We start from the raw sequence: 13,227 nt of genomic DNA, 5'->3' as shown, positions 1-13,227 counted from the left end.
TCGGTGGGGTCGGTCATCGGTGGGGTCGGTGGGGGAGGGAGCGGAGATGGGTCGAGCGGCGATTCGGTGGATTCGAATCGCCGCTCGACTGAGGGTGGTGATTTACGGTGCCGGTGCGGGCTCCGGGGCCGGGGCCGGCTCGATCGGGGCTGCGACGGGGTTCTGCATCTGCTGCTCGTAGGTGTCGTTGTAGGTCTTGATGACCGTGGTGACGATGCCGGTGAGCTCGTTGAAGATCAGTGAACCGTTTTCGAAGTCGGTGCGCAGACCCTCGGGGACGCGGTATTCGTCGGTGGTCGGCAAGCCGAGTTCGCCGTTCTCTCCGCCGAGTGCCATGAACTGTTCGAAGATTTTTCCGATCACGGCAACGGCTTGGCCGGCAAGGGAAGTGAAGATGGAGCCGTTGGCGAACTGTGCGGCTTCGCCTCCGCCCTTGACCTGGACGAGGCCGCTGACGGGGGTGCCGAGAGTGCCGGTTTCGCCGCCGGAGGCCAGCCACTTCTGGGCGATGGGGTTGGAACTGGCGAGGCGAACCAACTCGTCGACGAGTCCTGGAATGTTTTCTCCCAGAGTGCTGCTCGCGTCGGAGGTCGGCAGGGACGAATCCGTGGTTGTGTCGGATTCCGTGTCGGACGGTGCCGGAGCGGTGTCGACGCTTCCTCCGCCGCCGAGGTTCGCGGCGGCGATGTCGCGAATTTCGTCCATCTTGGCGTAGGCGCCGTCACCGGGGCATGCGGTGTTGCCGACGTCGCGGTGCGCGAAGATGACCGGCAGGTCGACGCTCTGGCCCTTGCCGACGAAGGTGAAGTTGGTGCCTTCGCTCGTCATCGTCGTCTCACCGTGTGGGTCGAGACCTGCTTTGCCCAAACGCCATCCGAGGAACTTGCCCACCGAGTCGAGGGTTTCGGTCGACGGCGCTTCGCTGGAGTAGTCGCCCATCATTGCGATGCCCATGGTGTTCTCGTTGAAGCCACCGGCGTGTGCGCCCTGGACGGGACGGTCGAGTCCGCCTGCGCGGCCTTCGAAGATCTGACCGTACTTGTCGACGAGCACGTTGTAGCCGATGTCGCACCAGCCGAGCGTCTGTGCGTGGTAGGCGTAGATCGCCCGCACGATCTCGGCCGATTCGTTCTTGGAGTACTCGTTGCTGCCGGCGGTGTGGTGCACCGTCGCACCGCCGAGGAAGTCGTCGTACGTCGGTGTGGCGCAACGGATCGACTCGTCGGCGCCCCACTGCGACCGCGAGATGACCTTCGGTCCTGCGTTGCCCGCGACCGGAGTCGCGATGTCGGCGAGCGCTGAATCGGCGGGGGAGCTGCCTGGCTGGATCAACACTGCGCTGATGTCGGCCAGTGCGTCCGCCACCGGGGTGTCCTGCTGACGCAGCGGCTTCGAAACCGATGCCGGGGTGTATCCCAGCTCCTGTTCCGGTGCTGGTGCCGCCGCGGGTGCGGGGGCAGGTGCAGCGTCGGGTGCCGGCGCAGCGGGAGTGGCAGGCGGTGTCAGAAGAAGCTGAACGGCTTTCGTGGCTCCGACGAAGATGGGCTCGGTGCCCTTCTTGTCCGGCTCGGCCGCGACGTCGCTGGCTGCGGTGTCGATCGGCTCGGTTGCGATCCACGGACCCCAGGACCCGTCGTCGAGCTGGCGACGAACCTGCGCGACGGCACCGTCCACGGCGGTCGACGTCAACGCGACCATGCTGAACGGATCGTCCTGACGCAGTTCCTTCACGACCGCTCCGAGCGGGGCGCCCGGGTCGTCGCCGGCCGGGAGTTCAGCAGGCGGGGCGATCGGGGCCGCGACGTCGTTGCGGCCCGGCACCGGCGCCTGGGCCGACGGGCTCGTCGGGGACGGCACGGTGATGCCGGGGATTTCGGGAATCTGGATCGGCGGGATGGTGATGTTGTCCGGAAGCGGCAGGTACTTCAGATCGGACAGGCGCAGGTCGGGCAACGGCAGACCCGTCAGTTCCTGCAGAGGAACGACGATGTCCGGTGCCGCAGTCAGTGCTGTTTCGACGATCTTGGTCGGCACGGTCACAGGGGTGGTCTCGTTTGCCGATCGAACATCGGTGGACGCGGAGTCGCCGGAAATGCTGTAGACCGCCACGGGACTCGCGACGGCCAGCAAGGCGACAGCGCCGAGAACGATCGACGGCTTCGTTCGACGGTGCAAGGCGGTACTCCCTGGTTGTTGGTGCGTGCCTGTCCGACACGATTCGAACAGGCTTGCGAATTGCTTCGAGGTTGACTACTCTTCTGTCACAGGAGTCACATCAACCTCATCCGACACAAGGCTAAACCTTAGCTTGAGAGTTAGCCACCTCATGGATTGACCGGCCCACGGCGCGTCGGCATAGGTTTGTTCCGTGACTGTTCACTTCATCGGCGCAGGACCGGGCGCGGCAGATCTGCTGACGCTGCGAGCCGTCGAGCATCTACGCACCAGCCCGGTATGCGTTTATGCAGGTACCTACGTAGACGACGCGATTCTGGACCACTGCCCTCCGGGCGCGCGGAAAGTCGATACCGCGAAGCTCGACCTGGACCGGATCACCGCGGAACTCGTCGGTGCGCACGAGCGCGGCCAAGACGTCGCACGGCTGTGCTCGGGTGATCCATCTCTCTACTCGGCGCTCGCCGAGCAGTCCGCGCGTCTCGACGAAGCGGGTGTTCCGTGGGACGTCACGCCTGGCGTGCCCGCGTACGCGGCTGCTGCGGCCGAGTTGCGCGTCGAGCTCACGGTCCCGGAAGTAGCCCAGTCGGTGGTGTTGACGCGAGCTCATGCCCGTTCGACGGCGATGCCCGACGGCGAGAAGCTGGCCGCGTTCGCCGCGACCGGGTCGACGCTCGTGCTGCATCTGGGGATCACTCGCACGAGGCAGCTCGCCGACGAGTTGACGGGGTACTACGGTGCCGACTGCCCGGCCGTCGTCGTCTTCCACGCCAGCAAGCCGGACCAGCTGACGTTGACGGGCACCCTCGCGGACATCGCGGATCAGGTCGACGCAGCCGGATTGAGACAAGCAGCGGTGATTCTGGTCGGCCCGGCCCTCGGCCGCACGCCCGGACGGGAACGACCCGAAAGGCCAGGAGTGGAGCCTGCGGAACGACCCGAGAGGCTTGCTGTGGAGTCTCATTTGTACGACGCGAATCGAGCCAGGACATGAAGGCCCATCTCGTCGGTGTCGGTGGAGGGCATCCGAATCAGGTGACGGTGCAGGCGATCGAGAAGCTCCAGCAGGTGGATGTCTTTCTCGTTGCCGACAAGGGCGACGGCGTCGGCGATCTGGCCGAGGCGCGGACGGAGATTCTGCGGCGCCATGTGACGGGGGACTACCGCGTCGTTCAGGTGCCGGACCCGGCGCGGGATCGGAAGCCGAGTGACTACGGCACGGCGGTGACCGACTGGCACGAGGCCCGGGCGCGCGCGTACCGGGAGGTCCTGGACGGCCTGCCGTCGGACACTGTCGTGGGTTTTCTGGTGTGGGGTGACCCGTCGCTCTACGACAGCACCATTCGTGTCGCCGAGCAGTTGGGCGTGGAGTTCGACGTCACGCCGGGTGTGAGCAGTGTGTCGATGCTGGCGGCGTCGCATCGGATCGTGCTGAACCGCATCGGTGGACCGATCGTGATCACCACGGGCCGGGCTTTGCAGAAGGACGTCGCGGCGGGTGCGGACAATCTCGTCGTGATGCTCGACGGCGGCTTGGCCTGCCGGGAGTTGGTCGGATCGCGGCCATGGGACATCTACTGGGGTGCCAACCTGGGAACGGAAGATGAAAAGTTGGTGGCGGGCGTTCTCGACGACGTCATCGACGAGATCGCGTCGATCCGGGCCGAGCTGAAGGCTAGACACGGCTGGGTGATGGATATCTACGTACTGCGTGCTCGGCGCTGACGAGTACCTGCGGAGCCTGCAGGAGTGACCATGGGGGGCCGGGAGCGGAGCCTGCAGGAGTGACCATGGGAGGCCGGGAGCGGAGCCTGCAGGAGTGACCATGGGAAGTCGGGAGCGGAGCCTGCAGGAGTGACCATGGGAAGTGAATGCTCGGCTGTCGGATACCCTGGTTGCCCGTGACTGCTGTAAGCCCTGAGCCCACCTCATCCGATGCATCCGTGACCGGCCGATTCGACCTGATCGTCGTCGGATCGGGGTTCTTCGGCCTGACCGTGGCGGAGCGTGCAGCGTCCCAGTTGGGCAAGCGCGTGCTCGTGTTGGATCGTCGCCACCACCTGGGCGGTAATGCCTATTCGGAGGCGGAGCCGGAGACGGGTATCGAGATCCACAAGTACGGTGCCCACTTGTTCCACACGTCGAACAAGCGTGTGTGGGAGTACGTGAACGAATTCACGGAGTTCACGAGCTATCAGCACCGTGTGTTCGCGATGCACAAGGGCCAGTCGTACCAGTTCCCGATGGGGCTGGGCCTTATTTCTCAGTTCTTCGGCAAGTACTACTCGCCGGCGGAGGCTCGCGCTCTCATCGAGGAGCAGTCCAGCGAGTTCGACGCGAAGGATGCGCAGAACCTCGAGGAGAAGGCGATCTCGCTGATCGGTCGCCCCCTGTACGAGGCGTTCATCCGCGATTACACGGCCAAGCAGTGGCAGACCGACCCGAAGAATTTGCCGGCAGGCAACATCACGCGTTTGCCGGTGCGCTACAACTTCGACAATCGCTACTTCAACGACACCTACGAGGGTCTTCCCGTCGACGGTTACACCGCGTGGCTCGAGAACATGGCGGCCAGTGACCTCATCGAGGTTCGCTTGAACACCGATTGGTTCGATGTCCGCGAGGAACTGACGAAGGAAAGCCCGGACGCGCCGATCGTCTACACCGGCCCGCTGGATGCGTACTTCGACTACTCCGAAGGTGAACTCGGCTGGCGCACACTCGATTTCGAGACCGAGGTGCTGCCGACGGGTGACTTCCAGGGAACGCCGGTGATGAACTACAACGACGGCGACGTCGGCTACACCCGTATCCACGAGTTCCGTCACTTCCACCCCGAGCGGGAGTACCCGGCCGACAAGACGGTCATCATGCGCGAGTTCTCTCGGTTCGCCGAGAGCGGCGACGAGCCGTACTACCCCATCAACACCCCCGACGACCGGCAAAAGCTCGAGGCGTACCGGAACCGCGCCAAGGCGGAAACCGCGTCGAACAAGGTGCTGTTCGGTGGCCGGCTCGGCACCTACCAGTACCTGGACATGCACATGGCCATCGCCAGTGCGCTGAACCTGTACGACAACACGCTCGCACCGCATTTCGAGACCGGTGCGTCGCTGGCGGGGGACAAATGACGGCCAAACATCTGCTCGACGACGGAATCGCCGACGTAGCACCTGTTCTCGGCAAATCACTGCTGCAGCGGATTCTGCTGCCGCGGTCCGGGGAGCCGCTCGACGTACGCACCCTGTACCTCGAAGAAGCCAAAACCAATGCCCGACGGGCACACTCGGTCTCGCGTACGTCCGTCGCCATCGGTGCGGAGTCCGAGGTGTCCTTCGCGACGTACTTCAACGCGTTCCCGGCGAGCTACTGGCGTCGCTACAGCATCCTGAAGTCCGTCGTGCTGCGTGTCGAGGTTTCCGGGCACTGCCGAGTCGACGTCTACCGGTCCAAAGCCGATGCGTCTCGCATTCACGTCGAAGGTCGCGAAGTGACCCCGAGTGATGCGGCGCAGGAATTCGAGATCGACCTCGGTCCGTTCGAGGACGGTGGCTGGATCTGGTTCGACATCACCTCCGACTCCGAGGTCGTTCTCGAGAGCGCCGGCTGGTACGCGCCGATCGACGCACCGGGTGAGGCGAGCGTCGCCGTCGGCATCCCGACGTTCAACCGTCCCACCGACGCCGTGAAAGCCCTTGTCGCGCTTGGCTCGGACCCGCTGGTTCTCGACGTCGTCGAGGCCGTCATCATGCCGGATCAGGGCACCCGCAAGGCCAAGGACGAGCCCGGGTTCGACGAGGCCGCAGCCGGTCTCGGCGGCAAGTTGGCGGTCCACGATCAAGCGAACCTCGGTGGCTCCGGCGGATACAGCCGCATCATGTACGAGGCGTTGAAGAACACGTCGGCGCAGCACATCCTGTTCATGGACGACGACATCGAGATCGAGCCGGACTCGATTCTGCGTGCGCTCGCGATGTCGCGGTTCGCCAAGGTCCCCACCCTGGTCGGCGGTCAGATGCTGAACCTGCAGGCGCGCAGTCACCTGCACGTCATGGGTGAAGTGATCAACCGCGGCAACTTCATGTGGACCGGCGCTCAGAACGTGGAGTACGACCACGATTTCTCCGAGGACCCGCTGCGCTCGTCGAAGCTGCTGCATCGCCGCATCGACGTCGACTACAACGGCTGGTGGATGTGCATGATCCCCCGCGTCGTCGCCGAGGAGATCGGCCAGCCGCTGCCGCTGTTCATCAAGTGGGACGACGCTGAATACGGTTTGCGCGCACGGGAAGCCGGATATCCGACGGTCACCTTGCCGGGTGCCGCGATCTGGCACATGGCGTGGAGCGACAAGGACGACGCCATCGACTGGCAGGCGTACTTCCACCTCCGCAACCGCCTGGTGGTCGCCGCGCTGCACGCTCCGGGCAACGGACGCGGCATCGTGGTCGACACCGTCAAGGCGACCGTCAAGCACCTGCTGTGCCTGGAGTACTCCACCGTCGCGATCCAGAACAAGGCGATCCGCGACTTCCTCGCCGGACCCGAGCACATCCTCGACATCCTCCCCACGTCGCTCGGCGAGGTGCACGCACTGCGCAAGACCTATCCCGACGCCGTCGTCGTCGGATCCTCGACGGAACTGCCGCACGCATCCGGTGAGGAAGTCGGAGCCGTCGGCGAGCCGAAGAACCCGCTCGCGAAGGTCAAGCGCCTCGCGTCGGGACTGCTGCACAATGTCCGGCCCGCACACGAGCGGCACCACGAGCGCCCGCAGCTCAATGTCCCGACACTCGACGCTCGCTGGTTCCTGCTGTCGCAGGTGGACGGCGTCACCGTCACCACCGCCGACGGGCGAGGGGTCGTCTACCGCCAGCGCGACCGAGACAAGGCAGCAGCGCTGCTGAAGGAAGCGATGTCGCTGCGAGCCGAACTGTCGCGCCGGTTCCCCGAACTGAAGGGTCGCTACCGCGACGCCGTCCCTCACCTCACCAGTAAGGAAACCTGGGAACGTGTCTTTCGTTACGAGGCGTAAGAACCAGACCGAATCCGCCGCCGAGGTACGCATCCTGTCGGCGATCCAGTCGACGATCGGTGCACAGCCCGGCGTGGTGTCGGTCGCGAGGGGCATGTCCCACTTCGGCGAGCACGCCCTCGGCTGGGTGGCTGTTGCCGGCATCGGTGCCGTCGCCGACCCGGGCCGGCGCAGGCAGTGGGCCGGAGTGGCCGTCGGAGCAGTCGGCGCGCACGCCGCGTCGATAGTCGTCAAGCGTGTCATCAGGCGCCCTCGTCCCAACGATCCGTCGGTGAAGATCAACGTGTCGACACCGAGCAAGCTCAGCTTCCCGTCCTCGCACGCCACGTCGACCACAGCAGCCGCCGTGTTGCTCGGTCGGTTGACGGGGCTACCCTTGCCTGCGGTCCTGGTACCGCCGATGTTGCTGTCGCGGCTGGTGCTCGGCGTGCATTACCCCACAGATGTTCTTGCAGGATCTGCGCTCGGCGCTTTGTCTGCAGCCGCAGTGTGCAAGTTCGAAGGAGACAAATGAGCGAGGAAGCCACCGCCGTCGGAGCGCCACCGAAGAATCTGCTCGACGGTGTGATCAAGGCGCTTCGTCCACGTCAGTGGGTCAAGAACGTTCTCGTTCTCGCGGCGCCGCTCGCCGCTGGTTCGGTGACGCAGGCCGACGTGCTGCTGCCGGTCGCGCTGGCGTTCGTCGTGTTCTGCCTCGCGGCGTCGGGTGTCTACCTCGTCAACGATGCGATGGACGTCGAGGCCGACCGGGCCCACCCCACCAAGCGTTTCCGTCCGATCGCCGCGGGTGTCCTTCCGGTCAACCTCGCGTACGCGATGGCTGTGGTGTGCCTGGGCGGTGCGATCGGCCTGTCGTTCATCGCCAACTGGAAGCTCGCGCTGGTCATCGGCGTCTACATCGCGATCCAGCTGGCGTACTGCTTCGGCCTCAAGCATCAGGCCGTGCTGGACATCTGCATCGTGTCGTCCGGCTTCCTGCTGCGCGCGATCGCCGGTGGCGTCGCCGCGTCGATTCCGCTGTCGCAGTGGTTCCTGTTGATCATGGCGTTCGGTTCGCTGTTCATGGCGGCAGGCAAGCGCTACGCCGAGCTTCAGCTCGCCGAGAGCACCGGCGCGAAGATCCGCAAATCCCTCGAGAACTACACCACCACCTACCTTCGCTTCGTCTGGACGCTCTCCGCCACGGCAGTCGTGATTTGCTATGGATTGTGGGCCTTCGAACAAGACGCCGAGACGAACTCGAACTGGTTCGCCATCTCGATGATTCCGTTCACGATCGCGATCCTGCGCTACGCCGTGGACGTCGACGGTGGGCAGGCCGGTGAGCCCGAAGAGATCGCGCTCGGCGACAGGGTGCTGCAGGTGCTGGCTCTTGCGTGGATCGGAGTAGTCGGTGTCGCTGTATACGTCGCCGGCTGAGGTAGATCAGCAGGCTTCACGCGGGGGCCTGACGAGCAAGGCGATTTTCGCCGTCGGCGTCGTCGTGACGTCGGTGCTCTTCTTCATCGGTGCCTGGGAACGGCGCTGGATCGCCGACGACGGGTTGATCGTCCTCCGCACGGTGCGCAACCTGTTGGCGGGCAACGGGCCTGTGTTCAACGCAGGCGAACGCGTCGAGACGAACACGAGCACCATCTGGACCTACCTGGTGTACGCGGGCAGTTGGCTCAGCGAGGTGCGCCTCGAGTACGTCGTGCTCACGATCGCACTCGTCCTGTCGACTGCCGCCGTCGCGGTGGCCATGATCGGAACGTTCACGCTGCATCGCGCCGGTCGGTGGACCGCCGGCATCACCGCGTTCCTTCCGGCCGGGGTGCTCGTCTACATCGCGGTTCCTCCGGCACGCGATTTCGCGACGTCCGGGCTCGAGACCTGCCTGGTGATCTTCTGGATCGCCGTGCTGTGGTTGCTGATGGTGCGCTGGGCGACCAGGGACACGAGCACCGTGGGCGTGCTGTTCCTGGCGTTCTGGGCCGGCCTCGGCCCGCTGGTGCGTCCGGAGCTGGTGATCCTGTCCGGTCTGTCGCTCGTCATGATCTTCCTGGCTCGACAGAGCTGGCCGAGTCGCATCCTCGTCTTCGCCGTCGCGGGTGCGACGCCTGTGCTGTACCAGATCTGGCGGATGGGCTACTACGGTCTGCCGTATCCCAACACCGCGGTGTCCAAGGATGCAGGCGGAGCCAAGTGGGCGCAGGGGTTCGACTACCTGTGGAACCTGCTCGGCCCGTACATGCTGTGGCTCCCACTGATCCTTCTCCTGCTCGCGGGTGTGGTGTCCTCGTCGCGCCCGACGGTTCCGCGCACCATCCGTGACGCGCAGGGTTGGCTCCGCAGCCCGACGGCCGTCGTCGTGTTCGTTCTGGTGGGTGGCGTGCTGTCGCTGGTCTACGCGGTGCGCGTCGGCGGCGACTTCATGCACGGACGGACCCTGTTGCCCGCCCTCTTCACCCTTCTGCTGCCGGTGGCGGTCGTACCGCTCCGAGTCCCGACGAGCATGTCCGACGTCCGTCAGGTGGTCGTCTTCGCCGTCGGAGGTCTCGTGTGGGTCACGACGGTCGTGTGGGCGTTCTTCGCGGCGAACACGACGGGTATGCCCGAGGGCTCGATCGTCGGAAGATCCGGCATCGTCGACGAGCGTGCGTTCTACGCGCTCAACACCGGTCATGCGCATCCGATCCTGGCGTCGGACTACCTGGACTATCCGCGCATGCGCGCCATGGTGGAAGCCATCGACAACACCCCGGACGGTGGCCTGCTGCTGCCGAGCGCCCAATTCACCTACTGGGACGTCGTGCCGCCACCGCTGCCGATTCCTCCCGGCGGCGCCGGCCATACGGTGTTCTTCCTCAACCTGGGCATGACCAGCATGAACGTCGGCCTCGACGTGCGCGTGATCGATCAGATGGGTCTTGCATACCCGCTGGCGTCGCACACCGAAAGGTTGGAGAACGGCCGCATCGGCCACGACAAGAACTTGTACCCGGATTGGGTCGTCGCGGATCTCGGGATGGTCGGCGAGCACCCTTACCTGCCGTGGTACATGGACGAGGACTGGGTGACGCAGGCGCGAGTCGCACTGTCCTGCGCGGATACGCAGGAGCTGATCGCGTCGTACCGGGCCCCGCTGACGAAGGAATTGTTCGTTCGTAACATCAAGCGGTCGCTGTTCTACGCCGGATATCGGTTCGATCGCGTTCCCGAGTACGAAATACAACGATGTGGTTTGGAGCCTCCGATTCTGGAAGGTCACAATTAGTCGATCGGGTCGCGTCGCAATCCGTTCGTCGCCAAGATGGGATATCTCATTTCGGTAACGGACAGCGCCTCACGGACGATGTATGCGAAAGATGTGTGTGACTGCCCCTGGTCTGTCGGCCGGGTCGGCGCTCTCGATGAGCGTCGAAGGAGGGGCATGACCGCCGAAACGGGTGTTGCGTGCAGAGACTGCACGGTTCACCGACACTGCTGAGAGGTCGAATTGCATGCTGGGTAGAACGAAGAAGGGTGCCGGGGGGCGCCTCCGCCGGATAGCTACATCTCTGGTGATGGCTGTTGCACTGCCGCTCGGTCTGGCCGTGGTCGGAACAGGTGCGACCGCCAGTGCCGCGTTCGATCCCGGTGCCCAGGATTTCTGGACCGATTCGAGCATGGGCCCGATCAAGAGCAGGATCTGGCGTGCGGCCGACGGCAACACCGACCGCGTCGTCTACTTGCTGGACGGACTCCGCGCCACCAGCGACATCTCCGGTTGGGAGCACGAGACCGACGCAGGTGCCTACCTTGCGTCGTGGAACATCAACGTCGTTCAGCCTGTCGGTGGACAGTCCAGCTTCTACTCGGACTGGTACGCGCCGTCGAACTTCAACGGTCAGAAGTCCACGTACAAGTGGGAGACCTTCCTGACGCAGAACCTGCGCAACAACCTGCGGGACCGTCTCGGGTTCAATCCCAACCGCAACGGCGTCGTCGGCATCTCCATGGGCGGAAGCGCGGCGTTGACGCTGGCGGCGTACCACCCGGATCAGTTCTCCTACGCGGGTTCGCTGTCCGGTTACCTGAACATCTCGGCACCCGGAATGCGCGAGGCCATGCGAGTGGCGCTGCTGGATTCCGGTCGCTACAACATCGACGCCATGTGGGGACCTCCGTGGGATCCGGCGTGGCTGCGCAACGACCCGTTCGTCTTCGCTCCGCGTCTGCGTGACAACGGCACCCGAGTGTGGGTCTTCGCAGGTAGTGGTCTGCCCGGTGGTCTCGACCGCCCGCGCAGCTTCATCGACTACTACAACACCGGCAATGCAATGGGCCTCGAGGCGATCGCACTGGCGAACAGCCGCGCGTTCCAGATTCGCATGGCGAGCATCGGTGCGAACAATGTCACATATGCGTTCCCTGCCGTCGGCACCCACCAGTGGGGCTACTGGCAGGAGCAGGCGCACATCATGGCACCGGATCTCAGCGCGAACATCGGCTGATTCAGCCCGCTCGACACCCGCAGGCCACCTTGTTTTGTGAGAAATCACTGGTTTGACAGGGTGGCCTGCGGCGGTCGCGCGGGATAGTGTCACAGTCTGATACCGCCCTCGAAGCAAGCACGAGATGCAGATCACAGTTTTGCTTCGGGGCGAAGGAGTGGAATAACCTCCCTTCGGTGCGTATGTCCACTGGACGTGTGCGCTTCACAACTTCATACCCAGTACTACGGCCCGACGGGGCCGAAGACAGCCCTGTTGGAATGCCGGGGGCCGCAGATCGCGGAGACCGCAGCAGAACGAGAGAGAGCACGATCCATGCGATTTTCCGGCCCCTCGAACAAACCGAGTGTGACCAAACGATGGCGGCAGCGACTGCTCGGACTCGGCGCAGCAGCGCTGGTCCTTCCCCTCGCAGCCGGTGTCGTCGGTGGAGCAGCAGCAGTTGCAGCGCCCACCGCGGTCGTGCACAAGGCTCCTGCCGGTGGACGTGAAGATCTCTGGGTACCGTCCGAAATGGGCCCGATCAAGGTCCAGGTCCAGTGGGCCGCTCGCGGTGGCAACGCCGCCCTCTACTTGCTCGACGGCCTCCGCGCCCGCGACGATCGCAACGCGTGGACCTTCGAGACCAACGCCCAGGATCAGTTCGCAGGCGACGACGTCACCCTCGTCATGCCGGTCGGTGGCCAGGCCAGCTTCTACAGCGACTGGTACGCGGCGTCGAACCTCAACGGCCAGGAAGTCACCTACAAGTGGGAGACGTTCCTGACGCAGGATCTGCCTGCCTTCCTCGAGGGCTACGGAGTTTCGCGCTCCAACAACGCCGTTCTGGGAATCTCCATGGGCGGCTCGGCTGCACTGACGCTGGCCGCGTACCACCGCGATCAGTTCAAGTTCGCCGGCTCGTTCTCCGGTTACCTCAACATCTCCGCTCCCGGCATGCGTGAAGCCATTCGTGTCGCGATGCTGAGCCAGTCCTGGTTCAACGTCGACTCCATGTGGGGACCTCCGTGGAGCCCGGCATGGCTGCGCAACGATCCGTTCGTGTTCGCTCCCGAGCTTCGTGGACTGTCGCTGTACGTCTCCGCCGCATCGGGTCTGCCCGGTGAGTTCGACAAGCCGCGCGCCCCGATCGACTTCTACAACACCGCGAACGGCATGGCCCTGGAAGCTCTCGCACTGGCCAACAGCCGCGCATTCCAGGTCCGCCTGGCAACGCTCGGAATCCCGGCTACCTTCAGCTTCCCGAGCAACGGCATTCACAGCTGGCCCTACTGGTCCGCCGAGCTGTTCAAGGCTCGTGGCCAGATCCTCGAGGCTCTGAACGCCTGACCTGTGCTTCTCTCGCCGATGCCGTCCTGCCGTGCGCAGGGCGGCATCGGTGCGTTTCCGGCCTCGATCAGCAGTGTCGTCGGGATCTCGACGATTCCTGATTCACAATTGCACCATCAGTCACAGCGAGCCTCGGCCTGACCGACGCACTTCGCGTGTAGAAAGACTTGAGAACTACAAGTCTGCGACTCATGCGTTCGGTGCGGACTTGAT

At 64.7% G+C, this 13,227-nt stretch carries 10 protein-coding genes; 9 read left to right on the top strand and 1 reads right to left on the bottom strand.

The annotated features are described in order from the left end of the window. Positions 1-102: 102 nt before the first annotated feature. Positions 103-2,175, bottom strand: a complete 2,073-nt coding sequence (locus tag BH95_RS17970) for an N-acetylmuramoyl-L-alanine amidase (RefSeq protein WP_020111797.1) — start codon at positions 2,173-2,175, stop codon at positions 103-105. 193 nt (positions 2,176-2,368) lie between these two features. On the opposite strand from BH95_RS17970, the gene BH95_RS17965 reads away from it, so the two are divergent. From BH95_RS17965 to BH95_RS17925, 9 genes are all read left to right on the top strand, one after another. Then, a complete protein-coding gene (locus tag BH95_RS17965; protein WP_033189345.1) occupies positions 2,369-3,169 on the top strand; it encodes a cobalt-precorrin-4/precorrin-4 C(11)-methyltransferase in 801 nt (266 codons plus the stop codon). Further along, a complete protein-coding gene (gene cobF, locus BH95_RS17960) occupies positions 3,166-3,900 on the top strand; it encodes a precorrin-6A synthase (deacetylating) (protein WP_033189344.1) in 735 nt (244 codons plus the stop codon). Before BH95_RS17965 ends, cobF begins: the two co-directional genes overlap by 4 nt. 146 nt (positions 3,901-4,046) lie before the next feature. After that, the gene (glf, locus tag BH95_RS17955) at positions 4,047-5,306 is read left to right on the top strand and encodes a UDP-galactopyranose mutase (RefSeq protein WP_371828324.1); all 1,260 of its coding nucleotides are present in this window, start codon (positions 4,047-4,049) and stop codon (positions 5,304-5,306) included. Further along, positions 5,303-7,210, top strand: a complete 1,908-nt coding sequence (locus tag BH95_RS17950) for a glycosyltransferase (protein ID WP_037140687.1) — start codon at positions 5,303-5,305, stop codon at positions 7,208-7,210. The genes glf and BH95_RS17950 overlap by 4 nt, the downstream gene beginning before the upstream one ends. Beyond that, the gene (locus BH95_RS17945) at positions 7,188-7,724 is read left to right on the top strand and encodes a phosphatase PAP2 family protein (RefSeq protein ID WP_052059503.1); all 537 of its coding nucleotides are present in this window, start codon (positions 7,188-7,190) and stop codon (positions 7,722-7,724) included. Before BH95_RS17950 ends, BH95_RS17945 begins: the two co-directional genes overlap by 23 nt. Continuing rightward, the gene (locus BH95_RS17940) at positions 7,721-8,629 is read left to right on the top strand and encodes a decaprenyl-phosphate phosphoribosyltransferase (protein WP_037160477.1); all 909 of its coding nucleotides are present in this window, start codon (positions 7,721-7,723) and stop codon (positions 8,627-8,629) included. Before BH95_RS17945 ends, BH95_RS17940 begins: the two co-directional genes overlap by 4 nt. Continuing rightward, a complete protein-coding gene (zomB, locus tag BH95_RS17935; protein ID WP_037160475.1) occupies positions 8,604-10,466 on the top strand; it encodes a flagellar motor control protein ZomB in 1,863 nt (620 codons plus the stop codon). The genes BH95_RS17940 and zomB overlap by 26 nt, the downstream gene beginning before the upstream one ends. Before the next feature lie 226 nt (positions 10,467-10,692). Further along, positions 10,693-11,685, top strand: a complete 993-nt coding sequence (locus BH95_RS17930; protein WP_170949283.1) for an alpha/beta hydrolase — start codon at positions 10,693-10,695, stop codon at positions 11,683-11,685. Between the two features lie 315 nt (positions 11,686-12,000). Next, positions 12,001-13,014, top strand: coding sequence for an alpha/beta hydrolase (locus tag BH95_RS17925; protein ID WP_026348134.1), 1,014 nt, complete (start codon positions 12,001-12,003; stop codon positions 13,012-13,014). The last annotated feature ends 213 nt before the right edge of the window (positions 13,015-13,227 follow it).

Source organism: Rhodococcoides fascians A44A (assembly GCF_000760735.1).
Taxonomy (GTDB): Bacteria; Actinomycetota; Actinomycetes; order Mycobacteriales; family Mycobacteriaceae; genus Rhodococcoides; species Rhodococcoides fascians_E.
The sequence above is the reverse complement of the archived record's forward strand: the minus strand, read 5'-3'. Positions and strand labels throughout refer to the sequence as shown.

Excerpts from the sequence above, each read along its gene's own strand:
- BH95_RS17925 (WP_026348134.1), top strand. The coding sequence starts at position 12,001 with ATGCGATTTTCCGGCCCCTCGAACAAACCGAGTGTGACCAAACGATGG.
- BH95_RS17930 (WP_170949283.1), top strand. The coding sequence starts at position 10,693 with ATGCTGGGTAGAACGAAGAAGGGTGCCGGGGGGCGCCTCCGCCGGATA.
- BH95_RS17950 (WP_037140687.1), top strand. The coding sequence starts at position 5,303 with ATGACGGCCAAACATCTGCTCGACGACGGAATCGCCGACGTAGCACCT.
- cobF (WP_033189344.1), top strand. The coding sequence starts at position 3,166 with ATGAAGGCCCATCTCGTCGGTGTCGGTGGAGGGCATCCGAATCAGGTG.
- BH95_RS17940 (WP_037160477.1), top strand. The coding sequence starts at position 7,721 with ATGAGCGAGGAAGCCACCGCCGTCGGAGCGCCACCGAAGAATCTGCTC.
- glf (WP_371828324.1), top strand. The coding sequence starts at position 4,047 with ATGCTCGGCTGTCGGATACCCTGGTTGCCCGTGACTGCTGTAAGCCCT.